The following is a 26,169-nucleotide window of genomic DNA, read 5'->3' as shown; positions in this document are numbered from 1 at the left end:
ACCCCGTTTGTCCTTTCCTCCCTCTATCTCCCTTTTCTCCTTTTACGTTCGCTTTTTACTCCCTTTTACCCCTTAATTCCTTCACCTCGTTCGCTTCATTCGCCCCGCCCTTTACCTTATCTTAATAGCTCACTTCAATGTTAATTTTAAATCTTCCGGTTTAATCATATTTATTTTAGTCATAAACAACCACTTCATCCCCAATGCAAGTATAATTGGTAAAACAACAAACACAATGATCACATTCAACATGGCCATTCCCGTTTTTCCAGCTTCATTAAACGCCGTTAAAGGACCAATGAGACCGGAAAATCCAAAACCAGCCGAAAAAGGCGTTCCTTTGATGTTTAGCAAAGTGGAAATAGCCCCCATTATAGCGGCCGCTATAGTTGTTGGCAAAAAGAGCTTTGGTTTTGTTAGCATATTAGCCATCTGAATCTTTGGCGAACCAACAAAGTGTGCCAAGGTTCCACCCAGCGGATTCACACTGGCACCCATTGCAGCCAAAGTGAAGCTTGCGACCGTGATACCAACGTTTGCGGCACCAGATCCCACTCCGGTCAAACTAATGGCCATTGCTACTCCAACCGATGATAATGGTGAAACCACTAAAAATGCAAACGCTGCCGCTAGTACAGCCCCCATCAGAATAGGTGTTAAATCAGTAGCTTGCGCAACCCATGACCCAATGACCATTTGCACGCGTCTGAGCGGATCTAAAGTAATTAAACCAATTCCGCCCGCAACAACGAGTACAAACAGCGGTTGGAGTAACATTTTCAAGTGTCCAAAAATTGTTTCAGTTAATTTAACCAACGCTGTGGCAAGGAGCGCTACTAAAATGATATTAAGCACAACGCCCGTTCCACCAATAATCATCCCCTTGGGCGTATTCGTTACAACACCAGCTGAAACAAACATTGCTAAGCCAATAGAACCAGAATCAATCGCCGACAGTTTAAAAATTTGCCCTACTGCAAATCCCGCAACAATTGGTAACGCACTTTGAATCAAGGTTGTCATGAAGCCAATTTGAGTCGCAATTTGATTACCAGAAAACAGTAAGAGCAACTGGCTGACTAGCGCTCCGGGAATTAAAGTAATAACAATACCCAAACTAGTGCCATTTAAGACATTAATGATGAACTGTTTGATTGATAAGGGATTTGTTCGTTTTTGAATGTTTTGAGTGAGTGTTGTCATATTTTTTCCTTATGTATGCGCTAAAAAGCGCTTTTTTATATTTCATGTGGTGAAGTGGCGCCTGACAGAAGAGTTAAGACATCATCTAAGGCAAAATCTACCATGTTAGCAACAGCAATATTCGTGAAAAAGGCAATATGTGGTGTTAAGAGGACATTTGGCATCGCCAATAACTTTTTAATGCGCTCATCTGCTACCCCTGTTTTTCGTAAATCATGGTTAAAAACTGGTGACTCGTCGGTTACAGTATCTAAAGCAACCGCATGCAACTTGCCGTTATCTAATGCATCAATCAGATCATCAGTGTTAATCACTGGACCACGAGAGGCATTGACGAGTAAACCACCATCTTTCATTTGAGAAAAATCAGAAGCAGATAGTAAATTAACAGATGTGTCATTCAAGTCAACGTGCAAACTAATCACGTCACTCTGAGACAAGATTTCTTCCTTAGAAACGTACGTCACAATATCTCGTAGCTCCTCACGTGGTTTAACGTCATAAGCTAAAACTTTTGCCCCCAGCGCATGAAGTAAGCCAGCTAATGTACCACCAATACGACCAGCACCAATGATACCAACTGTCACAGAATGAATTTCTCTCGACTGCAAGCCTGCCCAGCGGAAATCATTTTGTGCAATGCGCGCATCAAACTCTGGTGTTCGTCGTAGTAAACGGAAAATTTGCATCAGGGCCATTTCTGCTACTGATCTTGGAGAATAGGCTGGCACATTAGTAACTTTTAATCCGGCGTTTTTGGCCAAGTCAACCTCAATCATGTCATACCCTGCCGTACGCGTCGCAATTTGGCCAACTTGTTGCGCTAGTTGATTGTAAAATGATTGATCACCACCTATTGCAGCAGTTTGCTGAATCACCAAACCATCAATATCTGTTAGATCTGGCATTGTTTCTGGATGAAACTCATCTCGAGAAATCTGTATTTCAATGTGATGCAATTTGGCGTAGGCATCAATCGCCTCTTCTTCATCATTTCGAACACTAGTCATTAAAATTTTAGTCATTTTTATTTTCTTTCATATATAATGTCAAACGCGACATTGCTTCTTGAAGCGTTTCAATTGCGGCTGCGTAGCTTAAACGAACGTACCCTTCTCCGCCAGGTCCAAAGGAAGAGCCCGGAATCAAAGCTAAGCCATTCTTGTTAGCTAAGTCGCGCGCAAATTCAAAATCATCTTGCAAGTAGCCAGCTGGAATTTTAGCAAAAATGTAAAACGCGCCATCAGGTTTGGCAACTTGAAATCCTAATGATGTCATTTGTTCATAGACAAAGTCTCGACGCTGACGATAGGCTGCCTTCATATCCAACGTATCTTGACGACCAGCTTCCGTACCTAACGCTTCTGTCGCGGCTGCCATTGCCGGGTTTGAGGCAGTTGTAATTGTAAATTGATGAATCATAGCAATTTTTTGCACTAGTTTTGCTGGTCCAGCCAAAATTCCAATACGATAGCCTGTCATGGCATGTGATTTTGATACGCCGTTTAGCACAATTGTTTGTTCTGGGAGATATTTTGCCATTGAAACGTGGTCATTGTCATACGAAAGTTCTGAATAAATTTCATCAGAGATGACGATAATACTAGTTTCACGCAACACGTCAGCCAATGCTTTAACTTGTTCATCACTGTACGTTACGCCAGTGGGGTTAGATGGAAAGTTCAGAACCACAGCTTTAATCGCGTCACCATGTTCGGCAATCGCAGCTTTCAACAAATCTGGTGTGAGAATAAAATCAGTTGCTGCTGTATTAATGTAAACAGGTTGCGCACCGTCAACTAAACCTACGGCGATATACAAAGGAAAAATAGGTGTCGGCAAAATAATTTTGTCATCAGGATTAAGTATCGTTGTTAGCGTTGCATAAATTGCTTCTGTGGCACCAACTGTCACAATAATTTCAGATTCAGCATCATAGTTAACTTGATAACGATCTTGTAAAAAGTTGGCAGCCGCTTGACGCAGTGCCAATGTACCATTCGAGGCAGCATAGTGCGAATCATCATCAATAATTGATTGAATTGCAGCTTGTTTGATATGCTCTGGAACGTTGAAATCTGGTTCACCCAATGTTAACTTAATGATGTTTGGAATGGCACTAACCTCTACATCAAAAGCACGTATCGCTGATGGGCCAACCAACGCAAGATTTTTATTCAACGATTGCAATAATTCCGGTTTAACTTCCATTTTCATTCTCCTTAATCAAAACAAATATAAAACGCACACTCGGACGACTACCCGAATGTGCGTTTGCTCATTAATAATGAACTCATCGCGGCATTCGGAACGTTGTCCGAATACCTACGCAAAATGCTTTAAGTATTAGGACGATTAGTCGAAATACTTAAAGTAATAATTTACTGAAATTGCGCGATGTGTACGTGTCATATAACCAATACCTTTTTAAATTATGAGATAATTATAATACCAAAATTATTTTATGTCAAGCATATTCTAAAAAAAATCACAGTTTAGATTTTTTTGGTAGACTTCTACCATTCATAACGTCCGTTACAATCAAATCTAATCGTGCTTTTGTCTTCGCCCAATCATCATTTTCTAATTGGTAGGCAATCCCTCTCAACGCTTCTGGCAATGTCACATCGCGCATGAACTCTGGTGAAGCAATCCGTTGTTGCACGATTGACGGGTCGTCCCCACGAATTTGGACCCGCTCAATTAACACATCTGGATGCGTTACTGTCACAAAAATAATGACGGCTTGTTCACCCAGTTCTCGTGCGTAAGTAATTGCACCTGCCGTATCCAAAACGATCGTCGCAAAATTACTTTGCGCCCACGCTAATGCCAAAGCCTCGTGCGAAGAGCCATATTTTGAACCCGCGTACATGACCCGTTCCAAATAATGATTTTTTTCGAAACTATCATTTGTTTCAAAATAGTAAGCACCACCATTTTCTTCACGCTCACGTGGCTTTCTGGTCGTGTGTGTAATTACCCTTGGCATATGATAGGTTTCTTGTAAGTAACGCGCAATTGTGGTTTTCCCAACGCCAGTCGCTCCCGTTATAACAAACACTTTATTATTTTTCATCATCTAAATTCCTTATCTTTCATTGTAACGTAAAACCTCAAACACCGTTAGACAAGAGCGTGTTAAATTGATAAAATAATAGTTATTGATTTATTAAAATTTTGTTGGAGAATTATTATGTCTATATTATCAAGAGCTTTTAAACGGGAGTCAGTCAATAATTATATTGCTGCTGATTCACACATGCAGCGTGTTTTAACTACTAAAGATCTGATTAGTCTAGGGGTTGGAACTGTCATTGGCACAGGTATTTTTATCTTACCTGGCCACGAAGCGGCTGAGCATGCTGGGCCGGCTGTGGCGATTGCTTTTTTGATTGCGGCAGTCTTTTCTGGTTTATCAGGTATGGCCTTTGCTGAATTTTCATCAGCGATGCCAGTGGCTGGTTCAGCCTATTCATACGGCGGCGTGATTTATGGCGAAATTATTGGTTGGCTATTGGGCTGGTCCTTAATTGTCGAATATTTTCTCGCTGTTTCTGCTATTGCCACTGGATTTTCTGCTTATTTAGGCAACTTACTGACAATATTTAATATCCATATGCCCAAGGCACTCATGGCGGGTCCAATGGAAGGTGGCGTGGTTAATCTATTTGCCATGTTGATTATTCTGATTGTGGCAGCAATTCTTTCTCGTGGTCTTAGCACCTCGAAAAAGATTGAAAACGGAGCAGTCGTTTTAAAAATTGTCATCCTTGCACTATTCATTATTGGTGGCTCGTTTTTCATTAAAACAACCAATTATGTCCCATTCTATCCAAAAGAATTTCACAGCGGTCTTGGTGGATTGAATGGTATTTGGGCAGCTACCGCTAGCATTATTTTTGCCTTTCTTGGTTTTGATACAATTGCTGCGCATGCTGCCGAAGTTAAAAATCCTCAAAAGACGATGGCAAGAGGTATTGTTGGTACAGTCATTGTTTCTGCCTTGCTTTATACACTTTTCTCAATCGTCTTAACTGGTATTGTTAACTACAAAAAATTAGGTGTTGATGATCCTGCTGCTTTTGCTTTACAAGTCGTTCATCAAACACAATTCTCTGTTGTCATCACGGTCGGTGCACTAATTGGTATGTTTACAGCCGTCTTAGCGCTTGTTTATGCCTCATCACGATTAGCGTATTCTTTCGGCAGAGATGGTTTGCTACCAAGCTCACTGGGGCGCATTTCAAAAGGATCTCATTTACCCGTCAATGCATTGATTGTGGCCGTTGTCATCGAAATGATTTTTGCAGGTTTGATTCCATTAAGCACTTTGGCTAGTTTAATCAACGCCGGAACCTTAGTTGCTTTCATGTTTATCAACTTTGGTATACTGATTTTACGGCGTCGTAAAGACTTAGCTCATGATGGTTTCAAAGTTCCCGGCTATCCTGTCATACCATTCATCGGCGGTTTGTTGAGTCTGTTTTTCATTTCACAGTTGTCAACTGAAACGCTCAAAATGTTTGGTATCTGGCTGGTGATTGGTATTATTTGGTATTTTGCCTATGGTATCAAGCATTCCAAAATGTCTTAACATAAAAAGGATTCATCTAACAGATAGATGAATCCTTTTATTATTGCATTGCAAGATACTGACGCTTAGTCAATGTCCAAATTTGGTGTCCTTTTGAATCTACACCTTCAGTATGAAAACCAAGTCGCTGAGGAACCCGCCGACTTCGAACATTACCTTGATCATGTCCAATCCAAATAACGTTAATGCCTAATTCTGTAAATCCGATGTGAAGCAATGCCCTCACTGCTTCACTAACATAGCCATTACCACGCCGTTGTGGTGTCAAAACATAACCAATTTCTGCATCGTTTTGATTAGAATGGTATCGAAAATCAATTGTACCAATCAACTCATCAGTTTCCAAATCAGCAATGGCATATTTCATGGTGCCAGGTTCATCATGCCAAAAATAATCACGAATAGATTTTGCTATTTCGGTAATCGTTTGTTTTCTTACTCCAGATAACCAACGGACTGTATCTTCATCGCTCATATATATCAGCATTGCCGGCGCATCCGATAGACGAACGCGACGAAGCCGCAAACGCTCAGTTTGAATTTCTGGATAATCAGTAACTTGTTTCATTTGTTGCCTCATTCTTAATGTAAAAAGCCATCACGGTTGTGATGACTTTTAGGACAATGGCGTTTTACGACGCATATAGGAATCAACAATTTTTTCATATATACCAGGTTCAACACTATTAAGCGCTGGCCCCAAGACGTCCATTGCCTGTTTGAAATTGTACTCTCGTTCATAAAACATACGTGCTTGCTCACTAGCGGCAGCTACCCGCTCACTTGAAGCACGATAACGATTTGAATATTGCAATAGTTGCTCAGTTAGTGCGGCTTCGTCAACAATATCATCTGTCTTTTCTTTTAATGTATCAATATCGGCAGAGACAATGTTAAGCTGACGTTGGACTTCATCCATATCAATCAAATTGGCATTTAAAGACTTAGCTAATCGTTCTAATTCATTGGATACAGCGTAGAAATATTCCAGATAAACCGCTGGCAAACCTGGTAAATTAAGGCGTTCAACAGCGTGTTTAATATTTTCAATTTCTTGTTGATATTGACCGCCAAGCTGACGGGCTGAACGATCTGCTTTTTCCAATCCGGAAATCTTGTCCCAAATTTCAACTTGTTGTGTTTCAATTTCGGCAAACTGCTTCAAGAGTTTTTCTTGTTGAATTCGCAACTCACTATATGAAATTTCTTTGGATTCTAACAAATCATCATTATGATCAATTTGTGCTTCCGCCGTATTAATTTGTTCAAGTAATGTCCGTCGGGTTTCCAATTCTTGGTGATTAAATTGAAAACTTTGTCCCAAACGATCTAGTTCAATTGTCAAAGCTTGATTTTGTTCTCGCAAGCGCAACAAATCAGATGATAAGTTATTCGCGTTTTTAACAACATGTTGGCGTGCCTTGACTTCAGTTTCCATTGTATCGTACATATTGTCGATACGTGTTTCAATGTAACCATTTTGCTCGGCAACTTCTTTTAATTTAAGATCAGCCAATAAGTTTAACACTTGTTGGCGCTGCCCATCAATGGCTTGTAATTCTTGCTCCACGCTATCATTTGGGAACACGTAGCCATCAGCCACCAATTGTGCATGTCCCTGCGCAAGTTCATTGAGTTGTTCTACATATTTAACGTTCAATTTGTCAAAGTAAGCCGGAATATCTTGCATCATGTTTTCCATTTGTGTGGTTTCCATGGCAAGTTGTTCGTAAATGTCTGAGGCCGTGGCATGATCACCCGCTTCAGTCAAACGGGTGAATTCATCATAATCACCTTCAAGTTGACTCAAAAACTGGTCAAGTGCAGGATTGGCCGGACCAAACTTGAAATTTTCGGCCAATAAACGTTTGCGCAAGTCCTCATACTTCTTTTTAAGATCACGAATTGCTTCTCGATGCGCTTCATCAATTTTCTTCAAATCCGACAAACCTGCGCGTACGTTTTTAATGATCGTTTCTGTATCATCAACCATTGATTGCAAACGCACCATTTCACGGCGTGTTTTAACAATATTGATTCCGCGCGCCTCAAAAAGAACCAAATTGGCTTGTTGATCAATTTTCAAAAATTTATTATTTTGAACGTCGTTATAGTCGCTTTCAAATTTTTGATAATTTTTGAGCGATTGCCCTGTCAGAGATAGCTTACGTGCCTCAACCAACTCAGTACGAACCTTGAGCGATTCGAGTTGGGCTTTCCGAGCTTTCAGTTCATTGACCTTTTTGACAGTGGCTCTTTGTAAAACAAAGATTGCCAAATAGGCAATAACCACGAGTGCTAATATAATTGCTAGAATTGTAAAATTGAACATAGAGATAGTTTCCGACCTTTTAATTTTCACTCTCAATATTATCACTTATTTAGCTGAATTAAAGGACGTTTGCTAAATCTCAAATCGTTTACAGCTTTCTTAAGAACTTGCTATTTCCTTAGGTTTCTGGTACTATGGGAGAAGTTGTTAAATTGAGTAGCAGTAAGTAAAGAAGCGCGTCAACAGCGCCCCAAATCGTTAGTAAGACCATAGCTACTGGTTCTGAGAAACGTCAAGTTCGGCGCTGCACGCATCTGGTGCTTACCCTCAAATGTACAGCAAACTACATTTTGGAGGACATATACATGTCACGTTATACAGGTCCAAAGTGGCGCATTTCTCGTCGCTTGGGTGTTTCATTGTCTGGTACTGGTAAAGAATTGTCACGTCGTGCATACGCACCTGGCGATCACGGTGCCGGCCGTCGCGCCAAGATTTCTGAATATGGTACACAATTGCGTGAAAAGCAAAAGTTGCGTTTCACTTACGGTTTGACTGAACGTCAATTCCATTCTTTGTTTAACAAAGCTGGTAAGATCCGTAAGGGTACTCACGGTACTAACTTCATGATCTTGTTGGAGCAACGTTTGGATTCATTGGTTTACCGTCTTGGTTTGGCAACTACACGCCAACAAGCACGTCAATTAGTTAACCACGGTCACATCTTGGTTGATGGTAAGCGCGTTGATATCCCATCATACAACGTTCAACCTGGTCAGGTTGTCTCAGTTCGCGAGAAGTCAAAGAACATCTTGCCTATCCAAGTTGCTGTTGAATCAGTAGTGGCTCGTCCACAATTCGTATCATTTGATGCCGAAAAGCTTGAAGGTACTTTAGTTCGTTTGCCAGAACGTGAAGAACTAGATGCCGAAATCAACGAAGCGTTGATCGTCGAATACTACAACCGTTTGGGTTAATAACTTAATTCAATTCGGTTTAAAAAGCACCACCATTCATGATAGTACACCAAAAAGTTGTTTTAACTTTTGGTTACATATCACGTTCGGTGGTGCTTTTTTTGTGTCCTTTTGGCATTTGCCACGCGTTTTTATAGTCATTTCCATATTCACCATTAGCTAGAAATTGATGGATATAGACATCACGAACCGCATGAACTGTATAAATCATGAAAAAATGATCTGTTAACCAATTATCAATCGTCAAATATATAGTATGTCGCTGTTCTATAGTTGGTGCTTGTTTGAATTGAATAACCATTTGCTGTAAATCATTTTTCAAATCAATTGTTAACATCTTTTGTACCAACAATGTCGGGCTTGTTAAAAATTCTATATAAGCAAATTCGTCGTCGTTCATTGGGACATCAGCTAACATGACGAGATCTACTTGTTGCTCCAAAACATCGGAATAGTAATCATTTGTGAAACTATAATACAAAATTTCAATATAAATACCAGCTTGTTGTGCGCGTTCTTGTATCCCCTTTGCCATATCAATAGCCGATTTGATATGCGAAAGCACACCTAGAACAATTGGTTCGCCGGAATAACCAGATTTCCTGATTAAATTTTGGGCCTGCTGCATCGATTTACTATGATCTGCAATAGAATCCTCACGGTTGTAATGACTGGCAATATCACCCAAATGCCTATCAAAGTAACGCATATCAATGATGTTGTATAACGCTTCCCGCACTAATACGTTCTGAATAATAGTCTTACGATTCATGTTCGCGATGACAAATTCAGCACCAGGTATAGCACGTTGTTTTTTTATATAGTCATAATTGCCGTAGTCTTCGGGATTAAATAAGTGTTTGGCGATGTTATCGTCATCAACTAACAGATACTGAACCTCATCAATCATGGCACGAAAACCATAATAATTATTGAAAGCTTTCAACCTAAAGATGTCATTTGTGCTTTCAACCACTTCAAAAGCGCCCGTTCCAATCCAATGAAGATTGTCAATTGATGAATCACAATCAATAATAATATATTTGGCGTCGACAACAAATCTCGCAAATAGTGGTTCAGAAGCACTAAAATAAAATTCAACGACGTCTGTGGCTCGCGGAACTATTTTTACAAGATTGATCAACTGCCAATAGCGATCACCTACTCGCTGTTGCACACGCTCAAATGTCTTTTTGACATCAAGACTGGTCATTTCTTTGCCATTATGAAATTGCACCCCTTTACGTAAATAGAAAGTCCAGATCGTCGCCGATTGATTTGACGTCCAATGGTGTGCTAATCCTGGTTGTAAACCATTGTCATATTTGATTAACGTATCACCTAGTTGCATAGCTAATTCATATTCATGATGAATAGCCACGTTAACTGGGTCTAATGACGTTATTTTACGCGTCGAAACTTGCCTTAAGATTCTTTTATGATCATCTTGCACTTGTAATCCTAAAAGATTTGTTAATTGACGACGAAATTGTGCCAACCAACTTGTCGGTACGCCTAGTTGAAAGAGATAAAACATCACGTCAGTATCATTTATGGTGATTGCATGACGCATCGTGTCTGTTAACTCAACGCGAAAATCATTCAAAAAATGAATTTGTGACAAATGACCACGTCCTCGTCCCGGTTCATAAGTTAACAATCCGTCATCCGAAAAGTGCCGCAATCTTCGTTGCGTTTGTTTAACTGAAACCGCCCAAAAATCAGCTAATTCTTGGGTTCTAAACTGAACAATTGTTCCAAATTTTAAATAATGAAGACGTAATTCAATGTAAATTTTACTAATCATTTTCATATCCCTGCTGTAAAAGTAGACATTTTGTTTTAACGAAGTCCGTTTTACAAAATTAATGTCTATTTTATAATCATAACATGCACTTATGAAAGCGAGAAATAATCTCATGTGGCAAACTTTACATCCTAATATTAAAGCTCGTATCAAAATCCAATTTTTAAGTCGTTTTGGTAGTTCACTGATTTTCCCATTTATGGCTATCTATTTATCCCATGCCTATGATGCACAAACAGCAGGAATCTTAATGATGATTAATATCGTCATTGCTTTTTTAGCCGGTGTTTATGGTGGTCATTTGACGGATATGTATGGACGGCGACCTTTATTGATTACTGGTGAAACCATTAAACTAATCGGATCAGCTGGTATTTTTTTGGCAAACATTCCAGTATACCATCTGCCTTGGCTAACCTTTATCATGATGTCAATTGGCAATATTGCTAGTGGCTTGCTTAGCCCAGCCAGCGAGGCAATGTTAATCGATGTTTCGACTAAAACAACACGTGCCTTTATGTATGCCATCAATTATTGGGCTAGTAACTTATCCTTAATGATTGGCAGCATGCTTGGCGGTTGGTTATTTGAATCACACTTCATAACATTATCTTCTACGCTCGTGATAATTAACACTTTATCACTCTTATTGACGATTTTTTCAATTACCGAAACCTATCAAAGCAACCAAAAATCCTCACCAAAAATCGGCATGATTGCTGTCTTCAAACACTATCAGCCCGTCTTTAAAGATTTACCATTTCTCATTTTCACGTTAGGTGGCATTTTATTGCTTGCGGTTGAATTTCAACGGACAAATTATATTGCGATTCATCTTGCAGAAAAATTCGTTCACACGACAATATTTGCTGTGCCACTGAACGGTGTTAAAATGATTAGCGTGTTAACGACAATCAACACATTAATTATTATATTTTTCACTGCGCTGTTTTCAAATTGGATTACGCGGTATAATACCCGCTATATTTTCACAATTGGCACATTATTATTCACGATTGGCTACGCTTTGCAAGCAACCACAATCACTTTTTTACCACTCCTTTTTTCAAGCTTAATTCTATCTTTTGGAGAACTCATGTATGTGCCAACTCGACAGGTACAGTTGGCTATTTTAATGCCCAAAAGCCAGCGTGGCGCCTATATTGCTTTCAATGGTAGTATCTTTCAACTAGGTAAAATACTGGCTAGCTTGGTTTTAGTTGGATCACCACTACTCACTAATTCACTCATCGGCATCCTGATTTTATTTCTAGGCGGTGGCGCTATTATTTTAACGTTAATATCACTAAAAATGTTTGATGCTCATCACGTTCAAACTTGACAAATAAAATTGATCCGCAAAAATCCTCATCTAAACATGAAAAACCATTCCCAGATAACGTATAATGGAAGTATCAAACGTATCGGAGAAAAATATGGACATCAATGAACGCTTACAGCAAGAGCAACTTGGTAACGGCACACCAAAAATTAATCCTGACGAACAAAGCCGCTACCTTGGCACGTTTCGAGAACGTGTTATTGTTGCTGTTAAAGTTTCGCAACTGGGCAGTACTGCAATACAATCAGCTTTTGCCACTTCGTTAAAATCACACATCATTGGGAAAGTGCTGATCGACCAAAATCTCGCAGGCGACTATTTTGCTAAATACGTTGGTCTAGCTACACAAAGCAAGCACCCTTTCACACTACTATCTGATGCAACTAAAAGCCATCAGCAAGATGATCCAATCGCCGTTTTACTAGCAGCCAACACCGCTGTTAATGTTGATAATATTTATTTAGGATAAGTGCCTCATGCAACAACCGCTTGCGTACCGTATGCGCCCCACAAAAATTGAAGAAATTGTTGGTCAACAACATCTTGTCGGTGAAGGCAAGATTATTTGGCGTATGGTCGCTGCGCATCGCTTGAGTTCCATGATTTTATATGGTCCACCCGGTACAGGTAAGACTTCAATCGCTAGTGCGATTGCTGGTTCGTCAAAATATGCTTTTCGTATGCTTAACGCAGCAACTGATAGTCAAAAGGATTTGCAAATTGTTGCTGAAGAAGCCAAAATGTCTGGTACAGTCGTATTATTGCTCGACGAAATTCATCGTTTGAACAAAGTTAAACAAGACTTTTTGTTGCCACACCTTGAATCAGGGGCAATTATTCTAATCGGTGCCACCACCGAAAATCCATATATCAACGTCACACCAGCCATCCGCTCCCGTACACAGATTTTTCAGGTGAATAGTCTTAGTGCTGAGGATATTAAAAGTGCCGTTGCGCGTGCACTAGATGACAAAGAAAAAGGGCTGGGCGAATATGATGTTGCGCTTGATGATAATGCATTAACGCAATTATCACGAGCAACTAACGGCGACCTTCGTAGTGCACTCAATGGTTTGGAGCTCGCTGTATTATCCACAAAATCAGATAAAGATAATATCATCCATATTACCTTGCCTATTATTGAAGAAACGGTGCAACGCAAGGCATTGTCAGCAGACAAAGATGGCGATGCACATTATGATGTTATTTCTGCGCTACAAAAATCAATTCGAGGATCAGACGCTGATGCTGCGTTGCATTATGCAGCGCGCATTATTGAATCTGGCGATTTACCAATCTTAGCGCGACGATTAACTGTGATTGCGTATGAAGACATCGGTTTAGCTAATCCAGCTGCAGCACAACGCGCTATAACAGCCATTCAGGCCGCACAAACGCTCGGATTTCCAGAAGCGCGCATTCCATTGGCCAACGCCATAATCGAACTCGCTTTATCACCAAAATCAAATGCTGCTTATACTGCAATTGATAACGCTCTCAGTGATGTGCGCAGTGGTAAAATTTCAGATATTCCAGACCACTTGAAAGATGCACATTACAAAGGTGCGCAAGATCTTGGTCATGGTGTGGGCTACATTTATCCGCATGATTTTGATAATGACTGGGTGCCGCAACAATATTTACCAGACAAACTCAAAAACAAAACTTACTTCCAACCAAAAGGCAATTCCAAAACCGAAAAGCAATTCCGTGATGTTTATCAGTCGTTAAAATCACAACAACAAAAAGGGTTAAGCTGAAAATGTCAAGACTGTTGTTCAAAATCTTTTCGCGTTATAATATACTTTGAATTACTCAGATATACGCATTGTTGCATCATCAGCTTTTTCCTTACAACCTTTATTTTCGGTTGGGAATTCTTGACTTAGAAGATCTGCCCTTTCATTCGGTAATCTGACAATCTTGATGCACCATCCACCTCGATAATTTCGAGGAAAATCTGCGCAACGATTAACGGTATCAATTGAGTATTCCGGGCATGACCCGTGCGTTCACATTTGTGAACGCTTTTTTATTGGAATTAGACTATTCTGTGAAATAATAGACAATTTACTACTAATTTCAGTATGAAAGCGCTATACTAAAGGTGTAAAGAAAAACCGTGGGAACACGTTTTATGGAGGAAGTTATTATGACAGCAAACTATCACAAGATTTTGGTACCTATGGATGGCTCAAAAGAATCTGAAGCTGCCCTGTCTCGCGCCATTGAATTGACACTGGATGCTGGCGATGCCGGTGTTTTGTCAATTTTGAACGTAATTGATACGCGTGCTTTCCAAAACGTTGCTAGTTTCGATGACACCATGGTTGAAGCTGTGTCAGATGAAACACGCAAAAGCTTAGAAAAGTACAAGGCTCAAGCAACCGAGGCTGGTGTCAAAAATGTTGACTACTTAATTGAATATGGCTCACCTAAAGCATTGATTGCTAAAGATGTCCCAAGTGAAGTAAATGCTGATCTAATCGTTATTGGCGCTACTGGCTTGAACGCCGTAGAACGCTTAGTTATTGGTTCAGTAACTGAATTTGTAACTCGCACTGCCAAAACAGACGTATTAGTTGTTCGTGGCTAAGCGCTTCAAAAAACAACCTCATGTTGAGGTTGTTTTTTTTTGAATTTGTCGTTTAGTTGTGACTAAAAAATATTTAGTAATCATCAAATAAATTCTATAAAATATTTACTAATTTATGGTAAAATTCTATTGTAAGCGGTTTCATTACTATGCTAATAAAGGAGACATTATGTTAGAAAAATTGGAATGGTTAGATGATCCACGCGTCTTCCGCGTTGGTAAATTGCCAGCTCATAGTGATCATACCATGTACCGAACGACAGATGAAATCAAACAAAAGCAATCGAGTTTTACTAAAAGTTTAGATGGTGACTGGCAATTTCATTTTTCAGAAAATCCATCTCAGCGACTGATTGGCTTTGAAAAAATTGATTTTAACGCTGAACAATTCGATCACATTGCAGTTCCGGGACATATTGAGTTACAAGGATTTGGCCAAATTCACTACATCAATACACTCTACCCTTGGGAAGGCAAAATCTATCGACGCCCACCATATTCTCTTAGTCACGATAAATCATATAAAGGTCTTTTCAGTGAAGCGGCAGATAATACCGTTGGTCAATACATCAAAACATTTACGTTACCAAACAATTTTGCTCAACATGACGTTCATATTCAATTTGATGGTGTTGAAAAAGCGATGTATCTGTGGCTCAATGGTCATTTTATTGGTTATTCTGAAGATAGTTTTTCACAAGCTGAATTTGATCTAACACCTTATTTGCAAGCGGGTGAAAATAAATTAGCAGTTGAAGTATATAAATACAGTACAGCTGCCTTTATTGAAGATCAGGACATGTTCCGTTTTTCAGGTATCTTTCGCAGCGTGCGATTGCTTGTAATGCCTCAAGTCAACTTGGTTGACTTGTTTCTCAAGCCTACCGTAGACAAACAATTGCATACAGGCAATTTGTCAATGTCACTATCTTTTGACGGCAAATTAACTGGTACAAGTGCCAAAATAGTGGTTCAAAGTCCATCGCAAAACATCGTATGGCAAGAAACCGTTGCTATCAGCAGTCACGTTACGCCTTCAAGTGCAGTCATTGAAAACGTTGCATTATGGTCGCACAAGCACCCTAATTTATATCAATTACTCATCACGATTTTTGATGCTAATCAAAATATTATTGCTGTTGTTCCTTATTCATTTGGCTTTCGTCGTTTGCACAAAGATAGTCATAATCGTGTCACACTTAACAATGTGCCATTGCGCTTAAATGGCGTCAATCGTCATGAATGGAGCCCAACAGGCGGTCGCACGATCACAATGAGCGACATGACAAAAGATATTAGTATCTTTAAAAACAATCACATCAATGCCGTTCGTACATCTCACTACCCAAATCAAATACCTTGGTACAATTTATGCGATCAAAATGGCATTTATATGATGGCGGAAACTAACCTAGAATCCCATGGTTCATGGCAAAAAATGGGCGCTGTCGAGCCATCGTATAATGTTCCTGGTTCAATTCCTGAATGGCAAGACGTTGTTTTAGATCGCGCCAAATCCAATTTTGAACAATTTAAAAATCATCCTGCAATTTTGTTTTGGTCATTGGGCAATGAATCTTATACAGGTGACAATATTGCAGCAATGGACGCCTACTTCAAATCAGTTGATGACTCACGTCTAACCCATTATGAAGGTGTTTTTCAAAATCGTATTGATGAGGATCGCATATCTGACGTGGAAAGCCGAATGTATGCACACCCAAAAGCAATCAAAGATTATCTCACCAACCATCCCAAAAAACCTTATTTAAATTGTGAATATATGCATAGTATGGGTAATTCAGTTGGTGGTTTAGGTGATTATATGCAGCTTTTTGATGAATTTGATAGTTATTTAGGTGGCTTCATTTGGGATTATATTGATCAAGCTTTGTACGTAACCGATAAAGTTACTGGTCAGCAAGTGTTAAGATATGGTGGTGATTTTAATGATCGCCATTCAGATTATGAATTTTCAGGTGATGGTATCGTGTTTGCCAACCGTCAAGAGAAGCCAGCCATGCAGGAGGTCAGATATTATTATGGACGCTATGACAATGAATGAATTACGTGTTGTATATGGAGATGGTACGCTTGGGTTACACGGTAACAGCTTTGACTATATTTTTAGTTATGAAAAAGGTGGACTAGAGTCACTCGTTGTCAATACAGCAGAATGGCTGTACCGTGTGCCAAAATTAACGTTTTGGCGCGCAACAACTGATAATGATCGTGGTAGTCATTTTTCAACTCAATCAGCAGCTTGGTTTGGCGCAGACATGTTCATAACGCTAAAAGATATCAACGTTAAAATAGACGATAAAAGCCTTGGCTTGCCAACCGCACCGGATAACAATCGTTTTTCAAATGAGATTTTTGCTAAAAATGTGGCCATTACCTTCAGCTTTTTAACAGCTACAACACCACAAACAACAGTTGATGTTACTTATTTAGTGAGTCAAAACGGCAACATCACAATCAAAGTAAACTACACCGGAACCTCTGGATTACCAGAATTACCAGCTTTAGGATTAAGCTTTATCATGCCAGAAGTCGCTGACGGTTTTCAATATACTGGTCTATCTGGCGAAACTTACCCTGATCGACAAGCAGGCGCCTTGACAGGAACGTTTGACATTGTTGGCCTACCGCTGACACCTTATCTTGTGCCACAGGAAATGGGCATGCACATGGCAACTCATTCTCTAACAGTCAAAAACGCAGTGTCACAGCCAACGCACAACCATAGTACGTCAATTAATCGCCTCACTTTTAATCAACATACACAACCATTTGCTTTTTCCGCACTACCTTATACTGCAATTGAGCTTGAAAGCGCCACACATATTGAGGAACTCCCCCTACCTAGACGTAGCGTCATCGCAATTTATGGTGCCGTTCGAGGTGTAGGTGGCATAGACAGCTGGGGTACCGATGTCGAGCCAGAATATCATATTTCCGGTGAAACTAATCATGCTTTCGATTTTACAATTGTTCCTTTTCAGTGACATAACTTAACAGTAAAAAAATAGAGGATATATTGGCCGACCAATGTATCCTCTACTTTTTATATTGTTTTTTACACCATTCTTTCACTCAGTCAACATCATCTAATATTTTATCAATTATCTTCAATTCTTCGACACTAAAGGTTAAGTTTTTGAGTGCATTTACACTATTTTGCAACTGTTCACTTCGACTAGCACCTACTATAACTGATGAAACTTCTTTTTGTCGTAAATTCCATGCAATAGCCATTTCAGCTAAAGTCTGTTCTCTTTTTTCCGCAACACATTCTAACTCTTTAACTGTGTTCAATGTTTTCTCCACCTGTTCCTTTTTAAGAAAAGGACTTGAAGATTTGGCCGCTCGCGAATCATCAGGAATGCCATTTAAGTATCTATTTGTTAATAATCCTTGCGCTAATGGACTAAAAACAACAGCTGCTTTATTATTATCTTTCAAAACCGGAAGTAAATCACCTTCTATCTTTCTGTTAAACATATTGTATCTTGATTGATTAACAACGAAGGGGGTCTTTAATTCATGAAAAATTTTAGAAATAGCAGATGTTTGTTTGCCATCATAGTTAGAAACACCGATATACAAAGCTTTACCTTCACGAACTAATTGATCCAATGCAAGTGCTGTTTCCTCAATAGCTGTTTTAGGATCAGGCCGATGTGAGTAAAAAATGTCAAAATACTCTAAACCCATTCTTTGTAAACTCTGATTAGCACTAGCTATAATACTTTTTCGAGAACCCCAATCACCGTACGGTCCTTCCCACATATGATAGCCAGCTTTACTACTGATAATCATTTCATCTCTATATGCCTTCATATCTCGAGAAAGCACATGGCCAAAATTCTCTTCGGCACTGCCTGGAACTGGACCATAGTTATTAGCCAAATCGTAGTATGTTATTCCTAGGTCAAATGCTTGATGGATAATCTTCTTTTGATTTTCCAAAGAATCGACACTACCAAAATTATGCCATAGTCCAAGAGAAACAGCAGATATTTTAAGTCCGCTGGCTCCCAAACGATTGTAAATCATTTCTTGGTAGCGATCTGTATTTGCACTATACATTAGAGATCTCCCTCATTGCATTATTTTATGGAAAATATAACTATAAATTCTTAATTATTCTAGCTGGGTTACCAGCAATGATAGCATCATCACCAAAACTTTTTGTAATGACACTTCCCGCACCAACAACCACATTATCACCTAGGCTGACACCAGGCAAAACCGTCACGTTGCCACCGAACCAACAATCATCGCCTATAGTAATACCTGCATCATATTGCCAACCCTCTCTTCTCAGTATTTTATCATAAGGATGATGATTGGGTGTATATAATGAACAATTTGGACCAATAAAACAGTTTTTACCTATTTTAACTATACCCGCACTGAGTATTTGTAGTCCTGAATTGATAAATGTACCTGGCTTAATAATGACATTTTCTGGATACTCGATACTACTTATAGGAAAATAAATTTCAACACTTGCATCAATATTTGGGGCAATAACTTTAATTTTTTGCAATGCTTTGTCAAAATCATGTTTAGCTATATCATTAATATTTTGAATAGCTTGCGAGCTGGCTTTAACAATTTTTTGCAATTCAGGTTCTTTTCCATACTGATACCAATTTCCATCTAGTAATTTCTGTACAATTGGTTTTCTCTTTAATTTTTCTATTTCAAATGCGTCTAATTCTTTTGCCAACATACTATACCTATTTATTCATTTACAAAAATCTCATGATTAAAAATCCAAGCCAAACAAAGTACGTTCATGATACTGTAAATTTGAATCTAAAATAATATTACCAAATTCTGGATAGCGTTCTGCTCCGGGAGCCACTTGTGTTTCCAGTGTAATGCCACCATGATTTTTAAATAGACCTCTTCTCATTGGAAGACTGAAATCTGTTCCAAAATTTGCGGTAAATATCACAACTGCTGGTGAGCTCGTTGTTAAATTAACAGCGACTAGTCCATCACTTGATGTTAACTTGGCGGCTACTTGATTATTATGTTTTTTATCCAAAAAAAACGGATGATCTAGCCCATTTACCAGTTGATTTTGAGGATTATCTGTCGTAAATACTTCTGCTATTTTTTTTGGTTTTCTGAAATCAAAAGTACTGTCATTCACCGTCTGTTGCAAACCAGTTGTTAAATGATGTTGGTCTAACGGTGCAAATTGGTGGGCATCAATCTGCAAACTATGATTGCCAACACTCTTTGACGGATCGCCATCCAAATTGAAATAAACATGATTGGTTGGATTGAATAAAGTCGCTACATCACTATGTGCTTTATAATCAACTCCCCAACCGTTAGCATTATCTAAACTGTAAGTGACCTCAACAGTCACGTTACCAGGAAATTCATTCTCCTGAGCGGGACTATTATACGTAAAGGTAACCGCAATCAACTCATCAGTAATATTTTTTTGTGATTGCCATAATTTTGTCTCAAAACTGTCTGGCCCACCATGTAATGTATTGCCATTCTCGTTTAGTGGTGTTTGATACTTTTTCCCATCAATATTGAAACGACCCGCGGCGATTCTGCCTGCTACTCGACCGATAGTGGCGCCCATGAAGTGATCTTTTTCTAAATACTCAGCCATAGAATCAAATCCCAAAACTAAATCCCGATACACACCATTAATTGGCACCTGTAGGCGGACAATCCTAGCTCCAAAATTGGTAACACTCAATCGAACACCTTGATCATTTTCCAAAGTATACAGCTTCGCTGAACTACCAAAGCTACTTTCAGTGATGTCCATAATTAACTTCCCCCTTTAATGTTTACCTTGCCCATAATAAGCATTGGCCCCATGTTTACGGAAATAATGACGGTCCAATAAATATTGTGGCACATGAACGTCTTGAGAAGGATTTAATTGCATGGTATGAAAATCCATTTCAGAGACAACATCAAGAACAATTGCGTTGTGCACTGCATCCATGGCATCCTTACCCCAAGTAAAGGGCCCGTGATCATTCGTTAAAACACCAGGAACTGCCAAAGGATCTATATTTTCACGATCAAATACCCTAGCAATGGACTTACCAGTATTTAACTCATACTCACCATCAACTTCTTCTTTGGTCAAACGATCTGCAATTGGGACATCGCCATAAAACGTGTCTGCATGTGTTGTACCTGCCGCTGGAACAGGAACACCTGCCTGCGCAAATGCCACAGCCCATTTAGAATGTGTGTGTACTATTCCGCCAATCTGTTCCCAGTGTCTGTACAAAAAGGCATGCGTTGGCGTATCGCTTGATGGGTTCAAATCACCCTCAACGACGTTACCTTCCAAGTCGACCACAACCATGTCTGAAGCCGTTAGTTTATCATAATCAACACCACTCGGCTTAATCACAAACAATCTTTTTTCTCTGTCTATTTGTGATACATTACCCCAAGTCAAAGTCACTAAGTTATTAGCAGGTAGTGCTAAATTGGCTTCGTAAACTTTTTGTTTCAAATCCTCTAACATTTTATTCATTACCTTTCTTAGCTGGTAGATTTTTTACAGCAGCCAATTCTATTTCTAATCCGTCAATATATCGTTTCATAAACGATTCAAATCCTGCAACGTCTTTTTTGTCAGGTGAAAGTGTCTCAGATTGCTGTTCGGCAAATACACTGTTTTCTAAAAAGTCATCTAAAGATTGATTTTGGGCTTTATTGGCAGTAAACAATGCTAATAAGGCCATGCCCCAAGGTCCGCCTTCTCCTGCAGTCTGCATAACAGTAATATCAGTGTTTAAAGCATCAGCCAAAAGTTTTTGTGCCACAATCGGTGTTTTGAAAACACCTCCTTGGGCCACAATGTTATCAGTCAATACTTGTTCATCTGCCAATATTCGCATACCAATTTTGATGGCACCGAACGCTGTAAATAAATGCATACGCATCAAGTTGCCAATTGTAAATTTTGAATCTGGTTGACGAACTAATAGTGGTCGACCTTCTGGTATAGCTGTAATATTTTCACCAGAATAATAACCATATCCTGTCAATCCGCCCGCGTCGGGTTCTGCCTCATTCAAAGCCGAGTTAAACAATACTTCGTATAATTTGTTAGTCGCTATATCGCTCCCAATTTTATGAGCAAATTCGCTAAATAATTTTGCCCATGCGTTTAAATCTGAAGCAGAGTTATTAGCATGTACCATCGCCACAGGTAAACCGGTTGGTGTTGTCACGATGTCAATATTGCTGTACACGTGCTCAAGATTCTTTTCTAAGACAATCATGGAAAAAATGGAAGTTCCTACCGAAATGTTTCCTGTTCTTTTTTTGACACTATTCGTCGCCACCATACCAGTTCCAGCATCTCCTTCCGGCGGTGCAATGATAGAACCAGACTCTAAGTCACCAGTAGGATCCAAAAGATGGGCGCCATTTTCAGTTAAATTGCCTGCGTTCTGACCTGCGATCAATGGTTTTGGTAAGATATCCTCAATTTGCCATTGATATTGTTGTACTGATTTAAGTGCACTAAATTTTGTCATCATCTCTTGATTATAATGACTAGTTTGCTCATCAATCGGAAACATACCTGACGCATCACCAACACCAATAACTTTTTTACCTGTTAACTGCCAATGGACATATCCGGCCAAAGTCGTGATAAAATCAATGTTTTTAACGTGTGATTCCTGATTCAAAATAGCTTGATACAAATGAGCTACACTCCACCGTTGCGGAATATTAAAATCAAAAAGTTTTGTTAATTCTGTAGCAGCTTCACTTGTTATGGCATTCCGCCAAGTTCTGAACGGTACCAATAATGTATCTTCTTTATCAAATGCCAGGTATCCATGCATCATGGCTGAAAATCCCATGGTTCTAATTTTATTTATCTTAACTCCGTATTCATCTTCAACTTTTTGTTTTAAATTGCGATACGCAGTTTGCAGACCCAACCAAACATCAGAAATCGCATAGGTCCACAGACCGTCCTGAAAGTTGTTGTCCCATTCGTAGCTACCCGAAGCGACTGTTTGAAAATCTTCAGTAGTCAGTATTGCCTTGACAGTAGTAGAACCAAACTCTACCCCAAGAGCGACTTTCCCTTTTTGCAAAGCTGATTTAATTTCTTTCGGTGTCATTGACATTTTTCTCCTTTAAATAAAAAACGCTAATCAGTTTTCATTTATCTGATTAGCGCTTTTAAACTGATACAGATAAATCATGTAATCTTGTCGTATCGTCTAATGATTTGTCCCTTGTGCTTCAATTTCTTCTAGTGTTTTGCCATGTGTTTCCGGTACCGCAAATTTAATAAACAGAACTGCAATGATAGAGATAACACCGAAAATCGCAAATACTGATGCTTGAGGCATTGCCGCTGTCATAATAGGGAACAGCAACCCAACAGCAAATGATCCCAACCAATTAAACGATGATGCTAATCCACTGGCACGACCTCGAATAGCTAATGGGAAGACTTCTCCTACCAATACCCAGGTCAAAGGTGCCCATGTAAAGGAATAAAACGCAACAAAGATCGATAGGAACACAACAATTAACATTGGTGGAAACTTATCTGCTCCCACAAGTGCATTTAAGGCAGCAGGCATCAAAAATGACAAAGCCATAATTGTGCCACCTAACATCAACAATGTGCGGCGCTTAAACTTATCGGCAATTACCATATACAGTAGTGCACCCAAAACTAAAATCACACCTTGAACAATCGGCCAGAGTAAAGCACTTGAAGCAGCTTGTCCACTTGCCTTTTCAACAATCAATGGAATGTAATAGAAAATCGCGTTGGCTCCCATAAATTGTTGAAATGCGGCAACACCAATTCCGGCAGTTACTAGGTACCGATATTTACTTGAAAACAAAGTTGCTAAAGTAATATTCTTTTGCGCACCTGACTCAATGGCGACCGTTTTTTGAATATCTGCTAATTCAGGTTCCACCTCAGCATCTGTTCGAATAAAGGTCAGGACCTGTTTTGCTTCTGAAAGTTTATTCATTTTAACCAAAAACCTTGGGGACTCAGGCAGTCTAAGGACTCCTAAAAACAGAATAATAGCAGGTACAGCGGCCAACCCTAACATTAATCGCCAAGCTAACATGTGAGGCAACTCCTGAAGTAAGTAGTCAACAATATATGACAACAGCATGCCAGAAACAATCATTAATTGATTTAAACCTGATAAACGTCCTCGTGTTCGAGCTGGTGCCATTTCAGACATATATGAGGGCACTAAGGCTGAAGCGGCACCAACTGCTAATCCTAGCAAGAATCGTGCAATTAACAACCAAGCAACTCCATCATCCGGTGAAAATCCGGCCATAATTGCCCCCAAAGCAAAGACGAATGATGAAGCCAAAATCATTCTACGTCGTCCTAGCTTATCTGAGAGTTGACCAGCTAATGCACCACCTAAAATCGCCCCCAGCATTAGAGTTGAAGTGATCCAACCTATGGTTCCAGCGTCTGTTAAATGCCAATCTTTCTGAAGAAAAGGTAAAGCACCTGTCATTACGCCAATATCATAACCAAATAAAATGCCGCCAAATGCCCCAAAAAAATAAATGAACGCGCTGGAAATTTTTTTTGTTGGGTTATTTTTCATTATGGTATCCTCACTTTAAATCCACAAACTTAATACCAAACAAATTAGCCAAGTCTGTTAATTGTTCTGAATCAACCGAGAAGCTCAATGTTGTGTGATGTCCACCACCAACCGTTAACCAACTTTCGGCACCAGCCTTAAGACCAGCCTTCGGTGTCCACAATTGCTTAGCAACAGGGAGATTTGGTGTGTCTGCTTCTGGTTTGTTTCCAGTAACATCATAACTAATTAATTTAAATTCATCTCCAAAGTCTGCTAGTGTAACATCTACAGCATCACCAGAGCGACCTGTAAAGACAAGTCGTGCTGGATCTTCTTTACCACCAATATCAAGTGGGTGAACTTCCACACGTGGCTTATCAGAAGCAATTGTTGGATCGACTTCAAGCATATGTGATCCCAAAATAGCTTCGTGCCCCTTACGCAGATCAAGTGTGTAGTCTTCCATAAAGGCTGTGGCTTGGTTATGAGAAACAATCTTTAACAAACGTGTCAAAGCAGCTGTTTTCCAGTCCCCTTCTCCAGCAAAACCATAACCATCGGACATCAAAAGTTGTACAGCAAGGCCTGGTAATTGTTCTAATCCTACTAAGTCTTCAAAGTTCGTTGTAAACCCAGAATAGCCTTTATCATCTAAGAACTTTTTGATACCAATATATTCACGCAGTTGATACTTCACATTATGCTCGAATTTTTCAGTGCTGTTATCACCTTGGACAAAATCATATTGATCTTGTAAATCATCATATAGTTTGTCAATGTCTGATTCGTCTACTGAATTGACATATTCAACTAAATCACCAACCCCCCAATAATCTACCGTCCAACCAAGCTTAATTTGGGCTTCAATTTTATCACCGTCAGTTACGGCAACATTTCTCATCTTGTCTGCAAACGTAACAATTTTAATTTTAAAGCTTTCATCATAGGCAACAGCCACGTCCATCCACTTACCAATTTGCAGTTGAATGTCTTCATCAGCCCAGTGACCAAAAATAATTTTATTATTTAGTCGTAGACGTGCATTGATGAAGGCATATTCTCGATCACCATGCGCTGATTGATTTAAATTCATATAATCAAAATCAATAGTGTCATAAGGAATTGTATTTAACATTTGAGTTGCCAAATGCAAAAGCGGTTTGTTCAGTAATTGGGTACCACGAATCCAGTTTTTGGCCGGTGAAAAGGTATGTGCCCAAGTGATAATGCCTGCAACACTATCATCATAATTAGCTTCTTTCATTGTTTCTGTAATGTTTTCGGCGGTTACACCAACAGTTTTAAATTCAATCGGATATGGTAATTTACCAGAATCATTCAATTGACTAATAATTTTTCTTGAGTCTTCTGCCACCTGCTCCAAAACTTCTGGACCGTATAAAAACTGTGATCCTGTAACAAACCAAAACTTGTGCTTTACTTCTGTTGTCATTAATTTTTCCTCCAAAAAATACTTGTTATTGTATTGCATTTCGAAATCATTTAGCTTTCTAGAATCGCCACTTTTGGAAACGCTTACAATGTCATAATAAAATATTTGTCCGTATATGTCAACATTTTATTTTTTTATTGATAAATTTTAAAAATAGCAGTATTATAAATAAAATAGTAATTGGTATACATTTGATTTTTTTATTCCGACGCTGTATAATTTTGTCTATTCCGAAAATGTAAGCGTTTTCAATAAAGGAGAATACTATCATCAAAACTAAATTATTCATTGATATGGACAACACT

Annotated in this window: 22 protein-coding genes; 8 read left to right on the top strand and 14 right to left on the bottom strand. The window is 39.2% G+C overall.

The window, feature by feature from the left end:
- Positions 1-129 precede the first annotated feature (129 nt).
- The 4 genes from FF105_RS10910 to FF105_RS10895 form a co-directional block, all read right to left on the bottom strand.
- Complete coding sequence (locus FF105_RS10910; protein ID WP_010294426.1) at positions 130-1,203, bottom strand: PTS transporter subunit IIC; 1,074 nt, start codon at positions 1,201-1,203, stop codon at positions 130-132.
- A gap of 35 nt (positions 1,204-1,238) precedes the next feature.
- Complete coding sequence (locus FF105_RS10905; RefSeq protein ID WP_010294427.1) at positions 1,239-2,228, bottom strand: D-2-hydroxyacid dehydrogenase; 990 nt, start codon at positions 2,226-2,228, stop codon at positions 1,239-1,241.
- Entirely contained in the window at positions 2,221-3,414 is a 1,194-nt protein-coding gene (locus tag FF105_RS10900; protein ID WP_010294429.1) for an aminotransferase class I/II-fold pyridoxal phosphate-dependent enzyme, read from the bottom strand. The genes FF105_RS10905 and FF105_RS10900 overlap by 8 nt, the downstream gene beginning before the upstream one ends.
- A 277-nt stretch (positions 3,415-3,691) precedes the next feature.
- On the bottom strand, positions 3,692-4,282 hold the full coding sequence (locus tag FF105_RS10895; RefSeq protein WP_010294431.1) for a guanylate kinase: 591 nt from the start codon (positions 4,280-4,282) through the stop codon (positions 3,692-3,694).
- A gap of 117 nt (positions 4,283-4,399) precedes the next feature.
- On the opposite strand from FF105_RS10895, the gene FF105_RS10890 reads away from it, so the two are divergent.
- Positions 4,400-5,800 (top strand): APC family permease, encoded by a 1,401-nt coding sequence (locus FF105_RS10890; protein WP_010294432.1) that lies wholly within the window; start codon positions 4,400-4,402, stop codon positions 5,798-5,800.
- 40 nt (positions 5,801-5,840) lie between these two features.
- Here FF105_RS10890 and FF105_RS10885 read toward each other — a convergent pair whose 3' ends face one another.
- Both FF105_RS10885 and ezrA read right to left on the bottom strand, forming a co-directional pair.
- Positions 5,841-6,368, bottom strand: coding sequence for a GNAT family N-acetyltransferase (locus FF105_RS10885; RefSeq protein ID WP_010294434.1), 528 nt, complete (start codon positions 6,366-6,368; stop codon positions 5,841-5,843).
- Between the two features lie 48 nt (positions 6,369-6,416).
- Positions 6,417-8,132, bottom strand: coding sequence for a septation ring formation regulator EzrA (ezrA, locus tag FF105_RS10880; protein WP_290046870.1), 1,716 nt, complete (start codon positions 8,130-8,132; stop codon positions 6,417-6,419).
- Between the two features lie 305 nt (positions 8,133-8,437).
- Between ezrA and rpsD the strand changes: the two genes are divergently transcribed.
- Positions 8,438-9,049, top strand: coding sequence for a 30S ribosomal protein S4 (gene rpsD / locus FF105_RS10875; RefSeq protein WP_139968492.1), 612 nt, complete (start codon positions 8,438-8,440; stop codon positions 9,047-9,049).
- A gap of 73 nt (positions 9,050-9,122) precedes the next feature.
- Here the strand turns inward: rpsD and FF105_RS10870 are convergent, their stop codons facing one another.
- A complete protein-coding gene (locus FF105_RS10870; RefSeq protein ID WP_010292637.1) occupies positions 9,123-10,856 on the bottom strand; it encodes an ABC transporter substrate-binding protein in 1,734 nt (577 codons plus the stop codon).
- Between the two features lie 112 nt (positions 10,857-10,968).
- Between FF105_RS10870 and FF105_RS10865 the strand changes: the two genes are divergently transcribed.
- The 6 genes from FF105_RS10865 to FF105_RS10840 all read left to right on the top strand — a co-directional run bounded on the left by FF105_RS10865 (position 10,969) and on the right by FF105_RS10840 (position 17,802).
- The gene (locus tag FF105_RS10865; RefSeq protein ID WP_010292635.1) at positions 10,969-12,198 is read left to right on the top strand and encodes an MDR family MFS transporter; all 1,230 of its coding nucleotides are present in this window, start codon (positions 10,969-10,971) and stop codon (positions 12,196-12,198) included.
- Between the two features lie 94 nt (positions 12,199-12,292).
- Entirely contained in the window at positions 12,293-12,667 is a 375-nt protein-coding gene (locus tag FF105_RS10860) for a YueI family protein (RefSeq protein ID WP_290046869.1), read from the top strand.
- A 7-nt stretch (positions 12,668-12,674) separates the two neighbouring features.
- Positions 12,675-13,958: a replication-associated recombination protein A gene (locus FF105_RS10855; protein WP_010292629.1), complete on the top strand. Its 1,284-nt coding sequence runs from the start codon at positions 12,675-12,677 to the stop codon at positions 13,956-13,958.
- A gap of 392 nt (positions 13,959-14,350) precedes the next feature.
- Positions 14,351-14,794 (top strand): universal stress protein, encoded by a 444-nt coding sequence (locus FF105_RS10850; RefSeq protein ID WP_004914992.1) that lies wholly within the window; start codon positions 14,351-14,353, stop codon positions 14,792-14,794.
- A gap of 169 nt (positions 14,795-14,963) precedes the next feature.
- Complete coding sequence (locus FF105_RS10845; RefSeq protein WP_010292626.1) at positions 14,964-16,859, top strand: glycoside hydrolase family 2 TIM barrel-domain containing protein; 1,896 nt, start codon at positions 14,964-14,966, stop codon at positions 16,857-16,859.
- Complete coding sequence (locus FF105_RS10840) at positions 16,837-17,802, top strand: beta-galactosidase small subunit (protein ID WP_010292624.1); 966 nt, start codon at positions 16,837-16,839, stop codon at positions 17,800-17,802. Before FF105_RS10845 ends, FF105_RS10840 begins: the two co-directional genes overlap by 23 nt.
- An 88-nt stretch (positions 17,803-17,890) precedes the next feature.
- Here FF105_RS10840 and FF105_RS10835 read toward each other — a convergent pair whose 3' ends face one another.
- From FF105_RS10835 to araA, 7 genes are all read right to left on the bottom strand, one after another.
- Positions 17,891-18,886: an aldo/keto reductase gene (locus FF105_RS10835; RefSeq protein ID WP_010292622.1), complete on the bottom strand. Its 996-nt coding sequence runs from the start codon at positions 18,884-18,886 to the stop codon at positions 17,891-17,893.
- A gap of 40 nt (positions 18,887-18,926) precedes the next feature.
- Positions 18,927-19,535 carry a DapH/DapD/GlmU-related protein gene (locus tag FF105_RS10830; RefSeq protein WP_010292619.1) on the bottom strand — a complete coding sequence of 203 codons (609 nt, stop codon included), beginning with the start codon at positions 19,533-19,535 and terminating at the stop codon, positions 18,927-18,929.
- A gap of 36 nt (positions 19,536-19,571) precedes the next feature.
- Positions 19,572-20,606: an aldose epimerase family protein gene (locus tag FF105_RS10825; protein ID WP_147651169.1), complete on the bottom strand. Its 1,035-nt coding sequence runs from the start codon at positions 20,604-20,606 to the stop codon at positions 19,572-19,574.
- A gap of 15 nt (positions 20,607-20,621) precedes the next feature.
- Positions 20,622-21,326 carry an L-ribulose-5-phosphate 4-epimerase gene (locus FF105_RS10820; RefSeq protein WP_010292618.1) on the bottom strand — a complete coding sequence of 235 codons (705 nt, stop codon included), beginning with the start codon at positions 21,324-21,326 and terminating at the stop codon, positions 20,622-20,624.
- A 1-nt stretch (position 21,327) separates the two neighbouring features.
- Positions 21,328-22,947 (bottom strand): xylulokinase, encoded by a 1,620-nt coding sequence (locus tag FF105_RS10815; protein ID WP_147651168.1) that lies wholly within the window; start codon positions 22,945-22,947, stop codon positions 21,328-21,330.
- A 102-nt stretch (positions 22,948-23,049) separates the two neighbouring features.
- The gene (locus FF105_RS10810; protein WP_147651167.1) at positions 23,050-24,429 is read right to left on the bottom strand and encodes a sugar porter family MFS transporter; all 1,380 of its coding nucleotides are present in this window, start codon (positions 24,427-24,429) and stop codon (positions 23,050-23,052) included.
- A 10-nt stretch (positions 24,430-24,439) separates the two neighbouring features.
- Entirely contained in the window at positions 24,440-25,864 is a 1,425-nt protein-coding gene (araA, locus tag FF105_RS10805; RefSeq protein ID WP_010292614.1) for an L-arabinose isomerase, read from the bottom strand.
- Positions 25,865-26,169 lie beyond the last annotated feature (305 nt).

Source organism: Leuconostoc sp. UCMA20149, assembly GCF_030400235.1.
Lineage (GTDB): Bacteria > Bacillota > Bacilli > Lactobacillales > Lactobacillaceae > Leuconostoc > Leuconostoc pseudomesenteroides.
Note: the sequence above shows the minus strand (reverse complement) of the source record. Positions and strands in the feature narration are given on the sequence as shown.

Excerpts from the sequence above, each read along its gene's own strand:
- FF105_RS10910 (WP_010294426.1), bottom strand. The coding sequence starts at position 1,203 with ATGACAACACTCACTCAAAACATTCAAAAACGAACAAATCCCTTATCA.
- FF105_RS10905 (WP_010294427.1), bottom strand. The coding sequence starts at position 2,228 with ATGACTAAAATTTTAATGACTAGTGTTCGAAATGATGAAGAAGAGGCG.
- FF105_RS10900 (WP_010294429.1), bottom strand. The coding sequence starts at position 3,414 with ATGGAAGTTAAACCGGAATTATTGCAATCGTTGAATAAAAATCTTGCG.
- FF105_RS10895 (WP_010294431.1), bottom strand. The coding sequence starts at position 4,282 with ATGAAAAATAATAAAGTGTTTGTTATAACGGGAGCGACTGGCGTTGGG.
- FF105_RS10890 (WP_010294432.1), top strand. The coding sequence starts at position 4,400 with ATGTCTATATTATCAAGAGCTTTTAAACGGGAGTCAGTCAATAATTAT.
- FF105_RS10885 (WP_010294434.1), bottom strand. The coding sequence starts at position 6,368 with ATGAAACAAGTTACTGATTATCCAGAAATTCAAACTGAGCGTTTGCGG.
- ezrA (WP_290046870.1), bottom strand. The coding sequence starts at position 8,132 with ATGTTCAATTTTACAATTCTAGCAATTATATTAGCACTCGTGGTTATT.
- rpsD (WP_139968492.1), top strand. The coding sequence starts at position 8,438 with ATGTCACGTTATACAGGTCCAAAGTGGCGCATTTCTCGTCGCTTGGGT.
- FF105_RS10870 (WP_010292637.1), bottom strand. The coding sequence starts at position 10,856 with ATGATTAGTAAAATTTACATTGAATTACGTCTTCATTATTTAAAATTT.
- FF105_RS10865 (WP_010292635.1), top strand. The coding sequence starts at position 10,969 with ATGTGGCAAACTTTACATCCTAATATTAAAGCTCGTATCAAAATCCAA.
- FF105_RS10860 (WP_290046869.1), top strand. The coding sequence starts at position 12,293 with ATGGACATCAATGAACGCTTACAGCAAGAGCAACTTGGTAACGGCACA.
- FF105_RS10855 (WP_010292629.1), top strand. The coding sequence starts at position 12,675 with ATGCAACAACCGCTTGCGTACCGTATGCGCCCCACAAAAATTGAAGAA.
- FF105_RS10850 (WP_004914992.1), top strand. The coding sequence starts at position 14,351 with ATGACAGCAAACTATCACAAGATTTTGGTACCTATGGATGGCTCAAAA.
- FF105_RS10845 (WP_010292626.1), top strand. The coding sequence starts at position 14,964 with ATGTTAGAAAAATTGGAATGGTTAGATGATCCACGCGTCTTCCGCGTT.
- FF105_RS10840 (WP_010292624.1), top strand. The coding sequence starts at position 16,837 with ATGGACGCTATGACAATGAATGAATTACGTGTTGTATATGGAGATGGT.
- FF105_RS10835 (WP_010292622.1), bottom strand. The coding sequence starts at position 18,886 with ATGTATAGTGCAAATACAGATCGCTACCAAGAAATGATTTACAATCGT.
- FF105_RS10830 (WP_010292619.1), bottom strand. The coding sequence starts at position 19,535 with ATGTTGGCAAAAGAATTAGACGCATTTGAAATAGAAAAATTAAAGAGA.
- FF105_RS10825 (WP_147651169.1), bottom strand. The coding sequence starts at position 20,606 with ATGGACATCACTGAAAGTAGCTTTGGTAGTTCAGCGAAGCTGTATACT.
- FF105_RS10820 (WP_010292618.1), bottom strand. The coding sequence starts at position 21,326 with ATGTTAGAGGATTTGAAACAAAAAGTTTACGAAGCCAATTTAGCACTA.
- FF105_RS10815 (WP_147651168.1), bottom strand. The coding sequence starts at position 22,947 with ATGACACCGAAAGAAATTAAATCAGCTTTGCAAAAAGGGAAAGTCGCT.
- FF105_RS10810 (WP_147651167.1), bottom strand. The coding sequence starts at position 24,429 with ATGAAAAATAACCCAACAAAAAAAATTTCCAGCGCGTTCATTTATTTT.
- araA (WP_010292614.1), bottom strand. The coding sequence starts at position 25,864 with ATGACAACAGAAGTAAAGCACAAGTTTTGGTTTGTTACAGGATCACAG.